The following is an 18428-nucleotide window of genomic DNA, read 5'->3' on the forward strand; positions in this document are numbered from 1 at the left end:
CTACGAGGAGCACGCGAGTATGAGTGAAAGAACACTGCTGGAGGTGCACGACCTCCACGCTTACATCGGTTCGCCCCGCGGCGTCGTCCGCGCGGTGGACGGCGTCTCGTTCGACGTCGAGCGCGGCGAGGCGCTGGGCGTGGTCGGCGAGTCCGGATCGGGGAAGTCGGTGATGGCGCGCGCCGTGATGGGCCTGATGCCCGCTCGTTCGGCCCGGACGGGCCAGGTCCTGTTCCAGGGCCGTGAACTCCTGACCCTGTCGAAGAAGGAGCTGCAGACGGTCTGGGGGAAGCAGATCTCGATGGTCTTCCAGGATCCGGGCCGCTCCCTCAACCCAGTGGTCCGGGTCGAACGTCAGCTGACGGAGGGGATGCGGCACCACCTCGGCGTCTCCCGCTCCGAGGCCCGCACCCGGGCGCTCGCCCTCCTCAACGAGGTGGGCGTGCCCGACCCGGAGCGCCGGCTGCGGGCCTACCCGCACGAGCTCTCGGGCGGGATGCGGCAGCGCGTGATGATCGCGATCGCCCTCGCCTGCGAACCGGATCTGCTGATCGCGGACGAGCCGACGACGGCGCTCGACGTAACGATCCAGCGCCAGGTCCTCGACCTGCTGCGCCGGGTGCAGCGCGAGCGCGGAATGTCGCTCATCCTCATCTCCCACGATCTCCACGTCGTCGCCGGACGCACCGACCGGACGGCCGTCATGTACGCCGGACGCCTGGCGGAGGAGGGGCGCAGTCGCGATCTCTTCGCCGATCCGCGGCACCGTTACACGGCGGCTCTGCTCGGAGCGACCCCGAGCGTCGAGCACCCGCGGCACGCCCCGCTCCTCGTCATCCCCGGATCCCTGCCCTCGCCGACGGATCCGCCGAGCGGGTGCCGGTTCGCGCCGCGCTGCGCGGCGGCCTCGGAGGAGTGCACGACGGGTCAACCGCCGATGCGGCGCGTCGCCGATGCCCACTCGGTCGCGTGCCTCCACCCCGTCGCCGTGGAGGAGGGTGAGCTCGTTGGCCGGTAGCGGGAACGCCCATCTGCGCGGAGACGCCGCGATCCTCTCCGTGGACGGCCTCGAGGTCGAGTACCACACGGCCGGAGGCACCTTCGCGGCGGTCGCCGGCGTGAGCTTCGACCTGCTGCCCGGAGAGACTCTCGGCATCGTCGGCGAATCCGGATGCGGCAAGTCCACCACCGGCCGCGCGGTGCTGCGCCTGGATCCGATCGCGGCGGGGCACGTGCGCTTCGGCGACGACGTCATCGAGGACGCGTCGCACGTCCGGATGCGCGAGCTCCGGCGCGAGATGCAGATGATCTTCCAGGATCCGATCGGATCGCTGAACCCGCGCCGGAAGGTCAAGGACATCGTCACCGAGGGGATGAGCGTCGCCGGGACATCGGCGAAGGAGCGGGCGGCGCTCGCTCCCCAGCTGCTCGACCAGGTGGGCCTGCCGAGCGAGCGCTTCGCGGAGATGCTCCCGCGGCAGCTCTCCGGCGGACAGGCCCAGCGAGTGGCCATCGGCCGGGCCCTGGCCATCCGCCCGGGCCTCCTCATCTGCGACGAGCCGGTCTCCGCGCTCGACGTCTCGGTGCAGGCGCAGATCCTCAATCTGCTGGAGGAGCTCAAGCGCACCTACGATCTGACGATCGTGTTCATCGCCCACGACCTCGGGGTGGTGCGGACCTTCAGCGACAACGTGCTGGTGATGTACCTGGGCAAGACGTGCGAGTTCGGCGACGCGGGCCAGGTCTACGACCGCCCCGCGCACCCCTACACGCGCGGTCTGCTCGACTCGGTGCCCTCTCCCGAGAGCGAGGGCGGGTTCGCCGGCCCCGCTCTCACCGGGGATCTGCCCTCGCCACTCGCCCCTCCCTCGGGCTGCCGGTTCCGCGCCCGGTGCCCGATCGCGCAGGATCGCTGTGCAGTGGAGGAGCCGGTGATGCGGGAGATCCGTCCCGGGCAGTACGCCGCCTGCCACTACGCCCTCGACTGACCCTCCCGCCGTCCGGCGGTGCCACTCCCGATCCGCTCTCAGAGAGAAGACGACATGACAGTGCAGACGCCCGAGCGATCCGTGACCGGTCCCGACCCGATGGCGCCGTGGCTCCGCGAGATCGAGGCCGCGCACGCCGCGTCCCGGCACCGCGACGGAGTGAGGTGCCGGGGCTCGGTCGACCTCATCGACGAGGCCGCCCGCCTGCGCGGCGCGCGCGAGGTCCGTCTCGGACGTGCCGTCTCGCTCGAGCGGGAGATCGAGACGCGACCGGATCGTCTGGCACTGCTGGCGGAGGTGCTGCGGGAGGAGAAGGAGCAGTGGCAGGCGCTCGCTGTCGCGGAGCTTCCTGACGGCCACGGCAGCGTCGACCTCACGGTCAGCGTCGGGATCCACGGTCGGGGGACGCACGGCGGAGACGTCATCAGCTACGACGCCCACGGGATCCACAACACGCACATGGACGGCTTCGCCCACATCGGAGCGGACGGCGAGTGGCACGGCGGCATCCCGGCGAGCGCCTCGCAGACCGAGGAGGACACCATGGTCGCGTGGTCGCAGCACGGCATCGCGACCCGCGGCGTCCTGCTCGACATCCCCGCCGTTCGCGGCTCCGAGTGGGTCACGGCCGAGGATCCGGTCACGTCCGACGATCTCGACGCGGCACTCGAGCGAACCGGCGTGACCCTCGAGCCGGGCGACGCGCTCCTGATCTACCAGGGCCGCGATCGCTTCGAAGAGGCGGGCAACCGGTACACGCCGGGCGCGGTCCTGCGGCCCCGGCCCGGCATCGAGGAGTCGGGAGCGCGCTGGATCGCCGCGCACGATCCGGGAGTCGTGTCGTGGGACTTCCACGACGCCAGGCGCAACCAGCGCAACGCGCTCGAGGTGCACGGCCTGATCTGGGCCATCGGCCTCTGCCTGATCGACAACAGCCTGCTGGGCCCCGCGGCGCGCGCCCTCGCCGCGGCCGGCCGGCACACCGGACAGCTGATCGCGGCCCCGACCGCGATCCACCGGTCGACGGGCGTGATCATCAACCCGCTGCTGCTGTTCTGACCCCGTCAGTCCTCTCGGCTCGACCCCGTCGAGCTCTCCCCTCACCGGCCCGCATCGCGGGATGGACGTCGATCGGCAGGATGCTTAGACTGAAGTTCTAAGCATCAGTCCTCAAAACTGAGTGCCGACGGTTGCGTGACCAGAGACGTTCGCCACACCACAGGAGTCACAGATGATCTCAACGTTCGAAGCCCTCTCGATGCGCCGCGTCGATCCGCTCCACCCGCCCGTCGAGCATCTGCGGCTGCAGCGGGACTCGCCGATCAGCTGCATCGAGGTCGGCGACGGCCAGAGGATCTGGGCCGTCACGAAGCACGCCGATGTGCGCGCCATGCTCGGCGACGTCCGCTTCAGCTCCGATCGCTCCCACCCGCAGCACCCCAGCCACGGCGGCTACCGGCCGGGAGCGCACAAGGGCGCCCTCATCGCCATCGATCCGCCGGAGCACACCGTGACCCGCGGGCGGGTCATGAACGAGTTCACCGTCAAGAAGATCAACGCCAAGCGGCCGCGGGTCGAGGAGATCGTCTCGGCCGCGATCGACGCGCTTCTCGCAGGCGAGCGGCCGGCCGATCTGGTCGAGGCCCTCTCCCTCCCCGTGCCCTCGTTGGTCATCGGCGAGCTGCTGGGAGTGCCGTACGACGACCACGAGTTCTTCCAGACGAGCAGTGCCACCGTCACCGACCGCTTCGCGTCCGACGAGGACAGGCTCACCGCGATGGTGAGCCTGCGTACCTACATCAGCTCGCTGGTCGACGCCCGGGTGCACGAGCGGGGCGACGACATCCTCAGCCGTCAGCTCGACGCGGGAGCCGATCCGGAGGAGGCCGTCGGACTGGGCTTCCTGCTCCTCGTTGCTGGTCACGAGACGACCGCGAACATGATCTCCCTCTCTATCGCGACCCTCCTCGACCGGCCGGACCTGCTGCAGCAGCTGCGCGAGGATCCCCACCGGATCCCCGGTGCCGTCGAGGAGCTGCTGCGGTACTTCACGATCGCCGAGGTCGGCGGGCAGCGCCTCGCGATCGAGGACGTCGAGCTCGCCGGCCATCTCATCCACCAGGGCGACGTGGTGGTCGCTCTCACGCATACGGCGAATCGCGATCCCGATGTCTTCTCGGATCCGGATCGCATCGACTTCTCGCGCGGATCGCGCAATCACATGGCGTTCGGCTTCGGACCGCACCAGTGCCTCGGTCAGAACCTCGCGCGGCTCGAGCTGGTGGTCGTGATCGAGCAGGTCCTCGCGCGGATCCCGTCACTCGCCCTGGCGGTCCCGTTCAGCGAGCTCCGCTTCAAGGAGTTCGGACCCAACTACGGCGTCTACGAACTGCCGGTGACGTGGTGACCGGGGTCCGCATCGCGGTCAACCGCGCGACGTGCATCGGGGCGGGGCAGTGCGTCTTCGCCGATCCGGAGGCCTTCGACCAGGACGACGACGGCTGGGTCGTCGCGTTGCGAGAGGAAGCGGTCTCGGACGCCGAGATCGCCTCCGCTCGCGAAGCTGCGATGGTTTGCCCGAGTCGATCGATCGTGCTCGAGGACCGGCCGCCCGCTGAGTAGAACTGTGCGGCGGAGGTCGATCCCGCACCTCCGGGTCTGCATGTTCAGGGGATCGCAAGGACGACGCCCTGCTCCGAACTGGAGCAGGGCGTCGTCCGCGCCCCAGTCCTTCGGGCGCGGCCACGAGTGTCTCGCGGCTCAGCGGATCAGCCGATGAACGAACCACCATTGACGCTGAGCGCCTGGCCGGTGACGAACGAGGCGCCATCGCCCGCGAGATAGGAGACCGCGGCGGCAATGTCCTCGCCCCGACCCATCCGTCCGACGGGGATGAACTTTCCCATCTCCTCCGAGGACGGGATCGTCCCCTCGGCCTGCTTCCGCGCGGTACTGCGCGACTCGATCGAGGACGGCACGACGGTGTTGACCGTGATACCGGATCGGGCGAACTCGACAGCGAGCGCCTTGGTCAGTGCCATCTGACCGCCCTTGGATGCCGCATAGTGCGCCATCCGAGGCGAGCCGCGCTGCGCGCTCGAGGAGGAGATCAGAACGACCCTGCCCCAGCCCTGCTCGACGAGGTCACCCAGGGCGGCCTGCACTGTGTTGAAGGTGCCGGTGAGGTTGATCGCGATCGTGCTCTCCCACTCCTCCTGGGTCATCTCGAGGAAGGCCTTCTGGGGAGCGACGGCAGCATTCGCGACGATCACTGAGATGGGACCGAGTTCCTCTCGGGCGGAGGCGATGGCGCGGTCGACCTGCGCCCGATCCTTCACATCGGCTCGGTACCCGCGCGCTCGGGTCCCTGCGGCGTCGAGAGTCGACGCCGCCTCCGCGGCGCTCCCCTCGCTGCTGCTGATCATGGCGACCCGGAAGCCGTCCGCCAGCAGCCGCTCCGCGATCGAGAAGCCGATCCCGGCCGACGCGCCGGTGACCACCGCGACTCGATCGTCCCCGCTCATCGCCGCACCTCGTGGTTCTCGGGAATCAGTTTCTTCATCATCGAAGTGGATCCTCACCATCTCTGTCATGCGATCCTTCTCAAGGATGTTCTGTTGGAGGGAACGCGTGTTTGCTAATACAACTCAGCGTGGTCTGGCCGAGGACGGATGTCAACCGGCGCGAACGTCTACCGCATCTCAGCCCTACAGCAGGACTGTCGAGCGCGAGATCGCTTGTCGCTGCCTCCGCCGCGCTCATCGACCGACCGCCCCGCGCCTGTCTCGCTCTCCGCTTTTCGCGCCGTGATCAAGAAGCACGGTTTATGACAGCGGCTCTTCGATCATTGGACGACCGGGGCTCCTAGCCTGAACGGATGAACGGTAACCGGGAGGCCGCTGCTCCCCTCGCTAGTGCGCAGCTCCACGTCAGCGCGGTCGAGGCGACCTCCGTGAAGGACCAGCGGTCCTCCCGCGGTGGGGAGCTTCTCCCGTGAGCGGCTGGCGCGTCCGCGACTACCATCCGGAGGACGTCGACCGCATCCTGCGTCTCTGGGAGCAGGTGAACGGCCCCGAGGTCGAGCCCGTGTACAACCTCGCCGAGGTGCTCGCCTCTTGCGCTCAAGACCACGCTGTGGTCGCAGTCGTGGGCGATCAGGTCGTCGGCGCCGCTGTCGGACGTACCGCGCACGCGCAGGGCTGGGTCGTCTTCCTGGGCACGACTCCGGAGCTCCGCGGCCAAGGGATCGGATCCTCGCTCCTAGCCGCGCTCGAGGCGCGGATGGCCCCTGAAGGCATCTCCGTGCTGTCGGCGCTGATGCCCGCCGCCGAGACCAGGACCGGCGCCTTCGTCCACCAGGGCTTCGTGCTCAAACAGAACCTGCACTACTTCGAGCGCCGTATTCCGGTCCAGCGTGAGGAGTTGAAGCTGCTCGCAGAGCTCGGGGGTCGTCTCCTCCCGCGAGGGCTCTGGGACGAGGTGAGCGGAATGACCAGCGAGAAAGAGATGCTCGAACGACGACTGGTGATGCCGCTCGCGCAGCCGGAACTCGCCGAGCAGTTCGGTGTCGCGCCTCCGCGCGCGGTGGTGCTCTTCGGCCCTCCCGGGACCGGCAAGACGACCTTCGCCAAGGCCATCGCATCCCGGCTCGAATGGTCGTTCGTGGAGGTCTTCCCCTCCCGTCTCGCTGCCGCTCCCGGAGGTCTGGCAGGCGCCCTCCGCGACACGTTCACGACGATCGCCGAACTGGAGCGCGCGGTCGTGTTCATCGACGAGGTCGAGGAGATCGCCTCGCACCGTCAGGGCGAACCACCGTCCCCGACTCAAGGGGTCACCAATGAGCTTTTGAAAATCATCCCGGCGTTTCGCGAGCAGCCCGACCGGCTGCTCATCTGCGCCACCAACTTCATCCGCTCGCTCGACTCGGCCTTCCTCCGACACGGCCGATTCGACTACGTCGTTCCGATCGGCCTGCCCGACGTCGGCGCGCGGACCGCGATCTGGGAGCGATACATCCCGCAGACCGCGGCCGGGACGGTTGACATCGACCTGCTCGCGGCCCGGACGGAGGGCTTCTCGCCGGCTGACATCGAGTACGCCGCCCGGAGAGCCTCGCAGTCCGCACTGGAAAGCGCCGTCTACGTCGAGGTCGAGCGTCGCGTGGGACCGACGACGCAGGAGTACCTCGACGCGATCGCGACCACACGGACAACCGTCTCTGCGCAGGTCGCGAGCGAGTTCCTCGACGACATTGCGACCCTCGGCCGCCTCTGACTCACGCCTGCGTCTCACCGATAGACCGACCGGCCGCCTACTGCGCATCGGCTCACGAGATCAGTGCATGAGCTGTCTCGGCGGCAGCGTGCACCTCGTCGTAGCGCTGATCGATGATCGGGCGGAGCCGTCGGGCCCTCCTTGCCCGCGCGACACGATGGAGCGGGAGTCCGAGCGCCCATCCGAGAAGACCGAGGACGCCTAGCACGATCGACAGCACGGTCGACGGCCCGTCGAGCAGGAAGACAGATGCGGCGAGAAGCGCACTGCCCGCAATGCCGACGCCGACGGCCACCGCCAGTGGAACCGCGTCGACCGAGTGCTCCGCTTTCGCGATCCCGAGCAAGCCCGCTTCCGCCGTTCGCTGCAGCTCGAGAACCATCGGTCGGTTCCTCACCCGGCGATCGCGGGTGAGCGAGAGATCTACGGACCTCGGCTGGCCGATCGGGGTCGTCACCGACACGACCTGCCACCCGAACCCGCGGTAGGTGTCGCGATAGAGCTGCTCGCGATCGCGGGGCGCCCGGACCGTCGAGTACTCCTGCGTGACGAAGTCCGACGTCGGGGTCGGGACGGTGCTGGTCATGATTCCTCCTGGTACGACGGGATCCGCGATCGCGGGCTCTGATGCACTCCACCCTCGCGTGGCCGGACCTGGCACTGATCCTCCCGGCGGAGCTATTCCAACTACTGCCCGCGTAGTACCTCCCCTGCCCCGGCGGCTGCCATGCTCAACAGGTGCCTCGAGTCGTCACCGCGCCCGCCCCCCGGGCGTCGCTCCGCGGTCGAGCCCGCAGGTCCGTCGAGGTCGGTGTCCTCGTCGTGGCGGTGTCAGCGGTACTGGTCTCCGGCGCCACCCTCGCGACATTGGGCGCGCCGGTTCCTGGCTACCTCGGAGTCGCCTCATCCGGCGCGGGGCTCGCCGCCCTCGTGACGGCGCACCCCCGGACGGCACTCGCGTTGGTCGCCATCGGTCCGATCATCGATGCCGCCTTCGGCAACAATCCCACGGGCCTCTGGTCGACGGGCTGCTTCGTGGCACTCCTCCTCACACTGCGCGGCTTTTCCTGGATCGCGACAAGTGCCGTCCTCGCCCCTGCCAATGGCGTCGCGGCCTGGCTGTCGGCGGGGACGCTCGACCTGTCCGTCGACCCCAGCGTCTCGATCGCGCCCTTCGCAGTGCTGGTGACCGCTGCGATCGGCAGCGCGAGCCACAGCAATGCGCGCTACGCCGCGGCGCTCGAGCAACGCGCAGTAGATGCGGAGTTGGGCCGTCAGAGCGCGGTCGACCGGAGCGTCGCCCAGGAACGGGTCCGTATCGCGCGCGATCTGCACGACAGTGTCGGCCACCGGATCGCTGTCGTCAGCATGCACCTGGGCTCCGCCGAAGTGAACTTGCGCGGCAATCCCGAGAGAACCCGTAGCGACCTCGTGCGAGCGCGGGCCGCACTGCGCCAGGTCCTCGACGAGACCCAGCAGATCCTGACCGTGCTGCGAGTGGAGCAGACATCCCGCGAATCGCTGCAGCCGACAGCAGATCACCGCGCCGTGCCACGAATGATCGCCGAGTTCCGTGAGGCGGGCGTCGCGGTCGAGGCGCGCATCGATGGACTCGACCGCGACCTGCCGGCGGTGACCAGCTCGGCCGTGTACCGCATCGTTCAGGAGTCACTCACCAACGCGCGCCGACACGGGCGGGAAGGAGTGTTTCTGTCGATCACCGAGGTCTCAGGCCCGCGGCTGCGGATCGAGGTCGCGAACCTTCCTGGTCCGGGTCCGGACGGCTCCCTCCCGAGCGGGGGCAACGGCCTGGTCGGGATGAGGGAGCGAGCCGAATCGATCGGCGGCACGCTGGAGTCGGGGGAGGAGGGCCCGCTGTTCTGGATCCGAGCCGAACTGCCCGTTACAGGAGGAGAGAGCACATGATCCGAGTAATGATCGTCGATGATCAGGAGATGATCCGTACGGGGCTCCGGACGATCGTCGATGCCCAGGACGGGATCGAGGTGGCGGCGGAGGCGGCCGACGGCTTCGCCGCCCTCGCCCTGCTCCGTACTATTGACGACGTTGACGTCGTGTTGATGGATCTGCGGATGCCAGGAATCGACGGCGTGGAGACGACTCGCCGTATTCGTGCGGAATTCGGGGTGACGCCGCGAATCCTCATTCTTACGACCTTCGATCAGGACGAGAACGTCCTGCACGCCGTTCGGGCCGGTGCCGACGGATTCTTCGGCAAAGCGGTCGGGCCGGACGAGTTGACAGCCGGAATCCGTGCCGCACGCGACGGGAGGCGCGCACTATCGCAGGACGCCGTGGATGCGGTCGTGAGCCAGGTCGCGAGAGCCGAGCGGGCGCCGGAGGAAGATCCGGAGGCGGTGGGCCTCCTGTCGCAGCTCACTCCCAGGGAGAAGGAGGTGGTCGAGCTCGTGGTCAGCGGCCTCGACAACTCTGCGATCGCGCAGCGCCTCTTACTCTCCCCCTTCACCGTCAAGACGCACGCGAACAGGGCGATGACGAAGGTCGGCGCGAGGGATAGGGCTCAGCTCGTCACGCTCGCGGTACAGGGGGGCATCCGACCCTGAAGCGGCAAGGCCGGCGGATCAGGAGAGGAGGACGGCGGCAGCGTTGATCAGCAGCCGGAAGCCCGCGAAGCTGAGCACCGCGGTCACGCTGCAGATCACCGCCACCAGGGGCAGCACCAGCCGGGAGTCGCCGTCAATCCGCTCCTGAAAGGAAGCTCTGGCCTCACGCTCTTCGCGCTGAGCGAGAGTCTCTTCGGTGAGTCTCACGGGAGGCGCGGTCCTCGAGTCGGTCACGGTGGGTTCCTCTCACAGTGGGCGCCCGGTCGAGCGCTGAAGACAGCATCGCGGACCAGGCGGAGTCGACAATCGTCTTTCGGGACCGTCCCGACCACTCCAGGCGCAGTAGCACGTCGGACACAGCAGCCCCGTGTACTGCGCAGGGACGACACGGAGCGATGACCGTGCTGTCACGCTGTCCTAGGACCGAGAGGACAGGTGGCGATGACCCCGACGAGCAAGACAACGCAGGGCACCTCCGCTGTGACGCGACGCGCAGCCCTCGCGACGGCAGTGCGACGCGTGGCGGCCGACCCCATCGACCGCAAAATGCACGTCGCCGCCCTCTCGATCCCGGCGACCCTCGTGGTCGCCGGTTGGAAGGTGACGGTCCTGTTCGCGGCGCCGTCTGCCTTCCTCATCGTCAGCATCCTCTTCGCTCTGGGAACGGCGGGTGCGAAAGCCATGTCGTTCCGATCGCACCGGTCGACCAGTCGTGCCGTCCACCCGACGCTGGAAAGCAGGGTATTGGCGCTCACGTCCTATCGGAGGGTCGGCTGGATGATCGTCGTCCTCTCGGCGTTGTTCGTGGTCAGCTGCCTCCCGCTGCTGCTGGGCGGCGAGCGTTCCAAGCCCTTCGACACAGCGACCGCGCTGATCGTCGCCACCATCACCTTCGTCGAACTCGTCATGGCAGTGTGCGGCGTCGTCGCTGCCCGCAGAGATCGGGCACTGCACGTCGAAGCCGTGCGGCTGACCAGCCTGGCTGGTGCGCTCATCCTTCTCGTGCTGACGCAGACCGCGCTGCTGTCGATCGCCTACGACGGCGATCCGAGTTTCTACAACGGCCTCAGCGGGGCAGTGCTCGGTTCGGCGGCGTTCTTCGTCGGCTTCGGCATGCTCGTACGTGCCCGACGGCTCGGCCGAGCCACCGTTCTCCATCCATTCGCCGCTGTGGAGGCCCGCCCGTGATCCAGCTCTTGCTCATCTCTGCCGGCATCGTCGTCGGAGCATCTCTCCTCATCCGTCGACTGCTCGATTTCCACAGTGGTCGTTGGGCGATCACCGCGACAGCCATCGTCCTGGGTGAGGCCGCGGCGATCGGGATACTCCAGGGCGTCACAGGCGATGCGTTCACCGTCGGGCCCGAATGGTACCCGCTGGGGATCGGACTGGTCGTGACCCTCTCGATGCTGGTGCTCACGGTCCTCGAGCTCTCCGTCCGTCCGCCGGCTCGACCGCGTGGACTGCGAATCCCGCGGCCGGTCCGCGCCCTGCGACGCCGACTCGGCAGGACGACGCGCTATGTGCAGGTCAGCACCTACGCCATCCGCGCGGGCCTGCTCGGCGGAATCGGCACTGGTCCGGGTCAGAGCGCCCGACTCGGGCGGGCCCTCGCATCGACGCTCGAGCAATCTGGTGGCCTCTTCGTCAAGCTCGGGCAGGCGATGGCCTCCCAACCGCAGCTCGTGACCCCGTCGATCGCAGCCGAGCTCACTCGTCTTCAGGACCAGGCGGCCGTGGCAGACCCGGAGGCGGCTATCGCCGTGCTGACCGAGGAGCTCGGGCCGCTCGACGCCACCTTCGCCGCATTCGAGAGGACGCCGATCGCTTCTGCCTCGATCGGTCAGACCTACTTCGCCACGCTTCCGGACGGACGTCCTGTCGTGGTGAAGGTCCAGCGACCGGGCATCGCCGAGTCGATGGAGCGCGATCTGGACATTCTCGCCCGCCTCGCGAACCGTCTCGAGTCGGGGACGGAGTGGGCGAAGCCGCTGGGCATCGGCGAGCTGGCAGCAGGGTTCGCCGAGTCCACCCGGGAGGAGCTCGACTTCCGGATCGAGGCGGAGAACGGCAAGGAGACCCGACGGGCACTCGACGCCGACGCTCCGATCACTGTGCCCGAGATCATCGAGGCATTCACGACGTCGCGTGTGCTCGTCCAGGAGCGCGTTCCCGGGAGCAGCATCAGCACTCCCGGGGTGTTCGACGGGATGCCGGTCGAGCGTCGGCGCGAGCTCGCCGACGCCCTTCTCAGCCTCGTGATCACGCAGATGCTGAACGGAGGCAGATTCCACGCCGACCCGCACGCCGGAAACGTCTTCCTTCAGCCCGACGGACGACTGGCGCTGATCGACTTCGGAGCCGTCGGTCGCCTGAACCGTTTCGAGCGGATCGGACTCGTCGACCTCTTCCGCGGCCTGCAGCGAGAGGATCCCGTCCTCGTCCGTCAGGCTGCCCTCCGGATCGGGACCCCCACCGGCCGAGTCGACGTCGAAGCCCTCGAACGTGAACTGGCTCGGCTGCTCTCCAAGGCGGTTCGACCCGACGGCGGCCTCGAGACCGCTGTGATCGGCGAGCTCATCGTCGTCTTCCGCGACTTCGGCCTCTCACTCCCGCGCTCGGTGACCGTTCTGTTCCGCACTCTGTTCACCCTGGTCGGCACCCTTGAGGTCATAGCGCCCTGCTATGACCTTCTCGGCGCAGTGGCCCGATTCGGGTCAGGCGCCGTCAATCCGCTCGCCGAGCACGGCAGCATCAAGGCGTTCCTTCAACACGAAGCGCTCAGTCTCGCCCCGGTCCTTTCTCGGCTTCCGGGAGAGATGGACGACCTCGCGCGCACCCTTCTCAGGGGTGAGCTGCGGACGCGCATCAGCCTCTTCTCGGAGCCGGAGGACGTCACGACGATGTGGCGGATGCTCGACCACGCTGTCATGGCCGCGATCGGAGCGGCGGGTCTCGTGGCGAGCGCGCTTCTGCTGACGGTTCAAGCTCGTTCTGAGATGGAGACAGTTCTCGCCTTCGCCGGCGGGATCGGGTTCGCCTTCTCCGCCGCGCTCCTGCTGCGGACCGTGATCCGCGTAGGCGGGCGGAAGGGGTGAGCGAGCCGTTCTGGGCGACTGCGGCTCTTTCGGTGGCTTTCACCACGCTTCTGCGAATCAGAAGCGGGCCCTCCACCGAGTGGCCGGGCTGCCGACTGCCCGAGGGGACACGACAGCGTGAGCACCTGACGGACCCACGGTTCTGCCTGGTACACCCTGACCTGGCTGGTGCTCCTCGTCGTGGCCGCCAGAACGTACTCGACACCGGCGAGCCGGAAATGTCTGCTTCAAGGGTCCATGGCAGGGTCGGCGAGTCTGTTCATCATCGGACCTCATTCCAGCTCCGAGGCTGAAGCAGTTCAAGCCTGGCGAAACCCTCGACATCGCAACGATTCTCATCGACTTGGATTCGGCCGTCCCTGCCCCCTCGCGGGTTAGCATCCCCGCGCTCAGGAGTCGGCGAGTGTCACCGGGTCGACCTGGTCGAAGACGTAGAAGGCATTGCTCGAGGCGTCCTCGAGACCGACGACGACACCTCCGGGGATTCTTTCGGGCGCGGAGACGACGACGATCCCCTCGTGGCTGTCGAGGAACTGCTTCACGGAGGGGACTCTGTACATGACGCCCTGAGCACCCGGCGCCGTCGACAGCATCAGCTGCAGTCCGTCTTCCGGTAGAGCGAAAGCGACCGTGTCATCGCCCTCTCGCCACACCTCCTCAAGGCCAAGGGTCTCGCGGTAGAACCGGCTGGATCTCGTGAGGTCATCGGTTGGTAGGTAGACATAGGTCGGCTTCACGGACGCTCCTTGAGTTGAGACGATGCTCCTCAGTCAAGAGGAATGGCTACCGGTCTTCAAGGTCTCCCTCATTTCTGCGCTCACGACGCTTCGAATACGCTCACGACGCTTCGAATACCCGAGCTGCTCCACCTTCTCCCGCACCGTAGCGCCAGTGCACTACATCGCCGTCCGGCCTGCATCTTGCCGCTGACGGTGCGGGCGACCGCGATCCCCGGCCCTCCGCGGCTGCCCGCACACCCTCGGAGCCGGCTGAGCTGATGTCGGGTTCCTTTGCCGGACGCCGAGACCCGCTCTTCGAGAAGCGGCCTCGATGCTCGAGATGAACGGGCGTCGGGAGCGAACCGGGGGGCCTTCAAGCCGGGCTCCCGGCGTCCGCGGGAGAGACCGCTCGCTCGGCCACGTCGCCGAAGCGTCGCCCGACCTCGTCCTCGGAGCCGCAGGAGAGGCAGGACGTTGGTGCCGAGCCCCCGAGAGCCTGCGTGCCGGCGAGGTACTAGGGGTCGCGCAACGCGATCGCCTGCACATGCTCGTCAAGCTCACGACTCCGCTGCCGACGTAAGCTCAGCCACTCCGCGAGGCTGCCACAGGGCTAGACCCGCGCTGAGCGCGCCGCGGCTTCAGTCGAATGGTCATCTATCCGGCGTCGAGAGTTCCCCCTCCGCGAGTGACGGCTCGGTCACCGAGGGGCTGCGTCGGGCGGGTGTTGTGCGGATGCGCCGAGTCGAGATCTGCGAGTTGCTCAGGCGAGAGACTGACCGGCTCGGTGAAGACGATCCACTGCACTCCCTCCGTGCACGGGGGAGTCGTCAAGCTGCCCTCATAGGCGGCGTGCTCGAGGGAGCTCGGAAGGAGTTCGGCCACGTCGAGATCGATTGCGACATCCGCGTCTGAATCCGACTCCGCAGTCTCGGCGGCATGCGCTGCGAAGGAGTCGTAGGCGGCGGACTCGGCACCCTCCACAACGAGGACGCCGAGGACGAGCCGTTCGCCGGCAGTGTTCTGGTGCACGAAGTGGAACTCGGCGTCGGCGGCGACTCCATCGATGGTGTGCTCCGACGGCGTGTGGACGTGCATCTGCACGAGTTCGTACTCCGAGCCCTTGTAGGAGACAACAGATCCGGCACCGTCGTCGACGACCTGGACCGTGTGCCCGGTGTCCTCCAGCTCGCCCTCGGAGTCGCTCGTTGTGATCGAGATGTCCGCGCCGGCCGAGGTGGAGGAGGCCGTCAGGTCGACCGGGGACTGCTGGGATCCGGTGGCGCAGGATGCGAACTCCGGGTCGAGGGCCCCCCATCCCACGGGTCCGGACGCGCCGGCGTACGACCAGTGCGTCTCGGCAGCGGCGGTCGCGGCCGGCTCGGAGGAGCTCGATGACGAGGCACAGCCCGCGAGGAGGAGGATGCAGGCAGCAGTCGTAGCGAGAGCGGGAAGTGCTGCAGATTTGCGCATGAGGGGGTCTCCAGTTGTGACGTTCGTGACGGTCTCTCGGACGAGGGCCGGAGCGGTCTCGCTCCGGTCATCAGAGCCTCGCGGAGGCGGCGTCTCGACCGGTCGTCCCGGCGGACCGATCGGGCTGCTCCGTTCGCAGTAGCACCCGAAGGCGGAGCGCTCCCGTCCGCTGTCCTGGCAATTCCGCCGCAACGGTCATAGCGGATTCACAGAACTCGGAGCGAGGACGGCAAGGACCGTACGCCATCGTCTCCCTCACGACACGAGCCCATTCATCTCTAGGAGCACCGATGGCATTCGCAATCCGCAAGATCCACAGGAACACGGCAGGACTCCTCGTCCTGACCGCCGCCCTCGTCACCGCGGGCTGCACCGCGACCAGCACGTCGGAATCCAGCACCTCGACCTCCCGCCCGAGCGGCGGGATGGCGGGGGGTGGGATGACCGCAGAGGTGACCGAGCAGGAGTTCGACACCGCCGGCGTCAGCGCGGGCGGCGCCAATACGGCCGAGGTCGTCGCCGCGACCGACGCGTTCCTCGCGACGCTCACCGCGGAGCAGCTGGAGACAGTGACCTACGACTACTCCGACAACCTTGCGAGGCAGACCTGGTCGAACTTCCCCGCGACCACGGTCCCGCGGGAGGGGATCGCGCTGGCAGACCTCAGCGAGGAGCAGCTCACTGCCGCCATGGCGGTGCTGGAGGCCTCCCTGAGCGACGAGGGCTACGAGCAGGTTCTTCAGATCCAGCAGTCCGACGACTACCTGAACAGTCTGGGAGGCCAGGGAGCGGACGGCTTCGGCAGTCTGGTCGACTATTTCATCGCGGTCTACGGAGAGCCGTCCGAGACGGATGCGTTCATGATCCAGTTCGGCGGTCACCACCTCGCGCAGAACCTCACCTACAACGGGGACTCCGTGAGCACCACTCCGGAATTCGTGGGAACCGAACCGACCTCGTTCGAGGTCGACGGCACCACGGTCGAGCCCCTCGCCGCCGAATCCACTGCTCTGTTCTCGCTCTTCGACGGCTTGGATGACACGCAGCTCGCGGCCGCCGAGATCACCTCCGGCACCTTCGACGACCTCGTGATGGGTCCGGGCGCGGACGACGGCCAGTTCCCTGCCTCCGAAGGAACTCTCATCTCCGACCTCTCCGCGGAACAGCAGCAGCAGGTGACCGACGTCCTCTCCGCCTACGTCGGCGACATCGACGAAGAAGCGGCCGCCGCACTTCTCGCGAAGTACCAGTCCGAGTACGACCAGACCTACATCGGTTGGTCGGGCAACACGAGTCCGAGCGGGGAGAACACCTACTTCCGCATCGATGGCCCCAGCGTCTGGATCGAGTTCATCAACACCCGCAGTCAGAGCACCGACAGCATCCATTACCACTCGGTGTACCGCGACAAAGTCAACGACTACGGCAGCTCCGCCGCGAGCTGATCGTGACCGCCTCCTCTGGAACGACCCGATCCCGAGAGTTCATCGGGACGGCGACGACTCCTCCCGCCTGGACGAACCGGCGGGGGAGTCGCCTCCTCCTCGCGCTCCTCGCTCTCGTCCTCGCCCTGGCCGCTCCTCTGGGAGTCACCGGTGCCCTCAGCGCTAGCGCCCACCCGCTGAGCACGTCCGCCGTTCTGCTGGACATCGGGGCGCACACCGTTCAGGGCGAGATCCAGCTGCCCATCGACCGTCTCGCCATCGCCCTCGATCAGCCGCTCACCGCCGAGAGCTTCAGCGACCAGGCCGTTCTCGGTGAGGTGCGGCAGTACGTCCAAGACCACGTCGGCGCCACAAGCGCCTCCGACACGTGGACCGCGGTCGTCGACGGCGGCATCGTCGAGCGGCTCGACGAGGTCGACCATCTGATCTTCAGCCTCGAACTCACCCCGACATCGGGGAACGTCGACGACTTCGTGCTCCGTTACGACGCGATCGTCGAGGCGCTGCTCTCCCACCAGATCTTCGTCTCCGCGCGTACAGGGGACTCGGGGTCCTACTCGAGCGTGGGGCTGCTCGACTGGAACGATCCCACCATCGAGGTGCAGGCGTCCGACTACGCGAACGACTTGGCTGCGGGCTTCCTCTCCTCGGTGCGGCTCGGCTTCACCCACATCACCGAGGGAGCCGATCATCTCCTGTTCCTGCTCATGCTGCTTCTGCCCGCGCCCCTCCTCGCCCGGCGCGGTCGATGGGTGCGCAGCGGCAGCCTCCGAAGAGACGTGACCAAGATCATCCACGTCGTCACCGCTTTCGCGGTCGGTCACTCGATCACCCTCGCCCTCGGAGCTCTCGGTCTCCTCGACCTCCCGACGCGCGTCGTCGAGAGTCTCATCGCTCTGTCCGTCGTGGTGTCCGGCATCCACGCCGTCCGACCGCTCGTGAAGGGAGGGGAGGCGTGGATCGCCGGAGGCTTCGGGCTCATGCACGGGCTCGCGTTCGCAGCACTGATCGACGAGCTCGACCTCGGACGTGATTCCCTCGTGGCGGACCTCGTCGGGTTCAACCTCGGCATCGAACTCACACAGCTGGTGGTGGTCGCCCTCGTCATGCCGTCGCTGCTGGTGCTCGCCAGGACGAAGTCCTACACGGTGATCCGACTGACGCTCGCCGTCGGGGGGACCGTGCTAGCCCTCGGCTGGCTGGCGGAGCGCACGGGTCTCCTCGCGGTCGATCCGATGGAGCCCGTTGCAACCGCTCTCATCGACAACCCGCTGGCTCTCCCGTCCGTTCTCGCTGCCGCAGCCCTCTTCTCGTGGTGGGGAGCCAGGAGGCGATCTCGTCGAACCGTCGACGCTACCAGCTGACCAGGACGACGATCGGCCGGCCGGCGGCCCCCGGCTCCTGAAGGACGAACTCCTCCCGGCGGGTGCATCGTCGTGGCGCGCCGCCTGGACGATGTGGACATCGATCTGCGCGATTCCCGAAAGCGCAGCGTCGGTCTCTCGGGGGTGAGAGACGTCGCCGGATCGGAGTCCGAGACCCTGGAGGAGCGCCAGGTCCTCACCTGCGACAGTGATCGTCTCGAGTCCTACGGCTGGGCGCCCGCGGCTGTGCGCCCGCCCTCATGCTCATCACCGAGCGCTCCGTTCGATGAGAGGCGACCACGCCGCCGCCCTTCGTAAGCACTACGTTTTCATCGACCGATGCCGCCGCTCCGCCCGTCACGCGGACCCGCCGCTTCTCAGCGCGTACAAGCAGTTGAAGCCCGCAGAGACGTGACCACTGCCCGGCGGCTGCTTTCAACGGACGTGCGGGATCGGCTGCTGATCCTTCTCAGGTCGGGAGACGT

Annotated in this window: 17 protein-coding genes; 12 read left to right on the forward strand and 5 right to left on the reverse strand. The window is 67.9% G+C overall.

The genetic code is table 11. The features are described from left to right. Nucleotides 1-19: 19 nt before the first annotated feature. The 5 genes from HRK28_RS08965 (at nt 20) to HRK28_RS08985 (ending at nt 4610) form a co-directional block, all read left to right on the forward strand. Complete coding sequence (locus HRK28_RS08965; RefSeq protein WP_173251168.1) at nt 20-1018, forward strand: ABC transporter ATP-binding protein; 999 nt, start codon at nt 20-22, stop codon at nt 1016-1018. Beyond that, nucleotides 1008-1988: an ABC transporter ATP-binding protein gene (locus HRK28_RS08970; RefSeq protein ID WP_173251169.1), complete on the forward strand. Its 981-nt coding sequence runs from the start codon at nt 1008-1010 to the stop codon at nt 1986-1988. The genes HRK28_RS08965 and HRK28_RS08970 overlap by 11 nt, the downstream gene beginning before the upstream one ends. 54 nt (nt 1989-2042) lie before the next feature. After that, on the forward strand, nt 2043-3047 hold the full coding sequence (locus HRK28_RS08975; protein WP_173251170.1) for a cyclase family protein: 1005 nt from the start codon (nt 2043-2045) through the stop codon (nt 3045-3047). 172 nt (nt 3048-3219) lie between these two features. After that, nucleotides 3220-4395 carry a cytochrome P450 gene (locus tag HRK28_RS08980; protein ID WP_173251171.1) on the forward strand — a complete coding sequence of 392 codons (1176 nt, stop codon included), beginning with the start codon at nt 3220-3222 and terminating at the stop codon, nt 4393-4395. Further along, complete coding sequence (locus tag HRK28_RS08985; RefSeq protein WP_217274622.1) at nt 4392-4610, forward strand: ferredoxin; 219 nt, start codon at nt 4392-4394, stop codon at nt 4608-4610. The genes HRK28_RS08980 and HRK28_RS08985 overlap by 4 nt, the downstream gene beginning before the upstream one ends. Before the next feature lie 146 nt (nt 4611-4756). Here the strand turns inward: HRK28_RS08985 and HRK28_RS08990 are convergent, their stop codons facing one another. Next, entirely contained in the window at nt 4757-5581 is an 825-nt protein-coding gene (locus HRK28_RS08990) for an SDR family oxidoreductase (RefSeq protein WP_367948378.1), read from the reverse strand. A gap of 400 nt (nt 5582-5981) precedes the next feature. Here HRK28_RS08990 and HRK28_RS08995 point away from each other — a divergent pair, with 400 nt between their 5' ends. Beyond that, a complete protein-coding gene (locus tag HRK28_RS08995) occupies nt 5982-7262 on the forward strand; it encodes a GNAT family N-acetyltransferase (RefSeq protein WP_173251173.1) in 1281 nt (426 codons plus the stop codon). Nucleotides 7263-7314: 52 nt separating this feature from the next. Here the strand turns inward: HRK28_RS08995 and HRK28_RS09000 are convergent, their stop codons facing one another. Beyond that, nucleotides 7315-7848: a hypothetical protein gene (locus HRK28_RS09000; protein ID WP_173251174.1), complete on the reverse strand. Its 534-nt coding sequence runs from the start codon at nt 7846-7848 to the stop codon at nt 7315-7317. A gap of 236 nt (nt 7849-8084) precedes the next feature. Here HRK28_RS09000 and HRK28_RS20780 point away from each other — a divergent pair, with 236 nt between their 5' ends. Further along, entirely contained in the window at nt 8085-9188 is a 1104-nt protein-coding gene (locus HRK28_RS20780; protein ID WP_173251175.1) for a sensor histidine kinase, read from the forward strand. Then, entirely contained in the window at nt 9185-9847 is a 663-nt protein-coding gene (locus HRK28_RS09010; protein ID WP_173251176.1) for a response regulator transcription factor, read from the forward strand. Before HRK28_RS20780 ends, HRK28_RS09010 begins: the two co-directional genes overlap by 4 nt. 18 nt (nt 9848-9865) lie before the next feature. Here the strand turns inward: HRK28_RS09010 and HRK28_RS09015 are convergent, their stop codons facing one another. Next, complete coding sequence (locus HRK28_RS09015; RefSeq protein ID WP_173251177.1) at nt 9866-10081, reverse strand: hypothetical protein; 216 nt, start codon at nt 10079-10081, stop codon at nt 9866-9868. Nucleotides 10082-10288: 207 nt separating this feature from the next. On the opposite strand from HRK28_RS09015, the gene HRK28_RS19755 reads away from it, so the two are divergent. Further along, the gene (locus tag HRK28_RS19755; RefSeq protein WP_217274623.1) at nt 10289-11035 is read left to right on the forward strand and encodes a hypothetical protein; all 747 of its coding nucleotides are present in this window, start codon (nt 10289-10291) and stop codon (nt 11033-11035) included. After that, nucleotides 11032-12945: an AarF/UbiB family protein gene (locus HRK28_RS09020; protein ID WP_217274624.1), complete on the forward strand. Its 1914-nt coding sequence runs from the start codon at nt 11032-11034 to the stop codon at nt 12943-12945. The genes HRK28_RS19755 and HRK28_RS09020 overlap by 4 nt, the downstream gene beginning before the upstream one ends. 389 nt (nt 12946-13334) lie before the next feature. Here the strand turns inward: HRK28_RS09020 and HRK28_RS09025 are convergent, their stop codons facing one another. Both HRK28_RS09025 and HRK28_RS09030 read right to left on the reverse strand, forming a co-directional pair. Next, nucleotides 13335-13682 carry a VOC family protein gene (locus tag HRK28_RS09025; RefSeq protein WP_173251179.1) on the reverse strand — a complete coding sequence of 116 codons (348 nt, stop codon included), beginning with the start codon at nt 13680-13682 and terminating at the stop codon, nt 13335-13337. 636 nt (nt 13683-14318) lie between these two features. Then, nucleotides 14319-15134 carry a carbonic anhydrase gene (locus HRK28_RS09030; protein ID WP_173251180.1) on the reverse strand — a complete coding sequence of 272 codons (816 nt, stop codon included), beginning with the start codon at nt 15132-15134 and terminating at the stop codon, nt 14319-14321. Nucleotides 15135-15424: 290 nt separating this feature from the next. On the opposite strand from HRK28_RS09030, the gene HRK28_RS09035 reads away from it, so the two are divergent. Continuing rightward, complete coding sequence (locus tag HRK28_RS09035; RefSeq protein WP_217274625.1) at nt 15425-16579, forward strand: DUF3500 domain-containing protein; 1155 nt, start codon at nt 15425-15427, stop codon at nt 16577-16579. Nucleotides 16580-16581: 2 nt separating this feature from the next. Further along, nucleotides 16582-17943, forward strand: a complete 1362-nt coding sequence (locus HRK28_RS20785) for a HupE/UreJ family protein (RefSeq protein WP_217274626.1) — start codon at nt 16582-16584, stop codon at nt 17941-17943. Nucleotides 17944-18428 lie beyond the last annotated feature (485 nt).

Source organism: Rathayibacter sp. VKM Ac-2835 (assembly GCF_013266705.1).
Lineage (GTDB): Bacteria > Actinomycetota > Actinomycetes > Actinomycetales > Microbacteriaceae > Rathayibacter.

What these genes read in the sequence shown, in the direction of transcription:
- HRK28_RS08990 (WP_367948378.1), bottom strand. Translation starts at nt 5,581, where the DNA reads ATGACAGAGATGGTGAGGATCCACTTCGATGATGAAGAAACTGATTCC.
- HRK28_RS08965 (WP_173251168.1), top strand. Translation starts at nt 20, where the DNA reads ATGAGTGAAAGAACACTGCTGGAGGTGCACGACCTCCACGCTTACATC.
- HRK28_RS08975 (WP_173251170.1), top strand. Translation starts at nt 2,043, where the DNA reads ATGACAGTGCAGACGCCCGAGCGATCCGTGACCGGTCCCGACCCGATG.
- HRK28_RS08980 (WP_173251171.1), top strand. Translation starts at nt 3,220, where the DNA reads ATGATCTCAACGTTCGAAGCCCTCTCGATGCGCCGCGTCGATCCGCTC.
- HRK28_RS09000 (WP_173251174.1), bottom strand. Translation starts at nt 7,848, where the DNA reads ATGACCAGCACCGTCCCGACCCCGACGTCGGACTTCGTCACGCAGGAG.
- HRK28_RS09035 (WP_217274625.1), top strand. Translation starts at nt 15,425, where the DNA reads ATGGCATTCGCAATCCGCAAGATCCACAGGAACACGGCAGGACTCCTC.
- HRK28_RS19755 (WP_217274623.1), top strand. Translation starts at nt 10,289, where the DNA reads ATGACCCCGACGAGCAAGACAACGCAGGGCACCTCCGCTGTGACGCGA.
- HRK28_RS09010 (WP_173251176.1), top strand. Translation starts at nt 9,185, where the DNA reads ATGATCCGAGTAATGATCGTCGATGATCAGGAGATGATCCGTACGGGG.
- HRK28_RS09030 (WP_173251180.1), bottom strand. Translation starts at nt 15,134, where the DNA reads ATGCGCAAATCTGCAGCACTTCCCGCTCTCGCTACGACTGCTGCCTGC.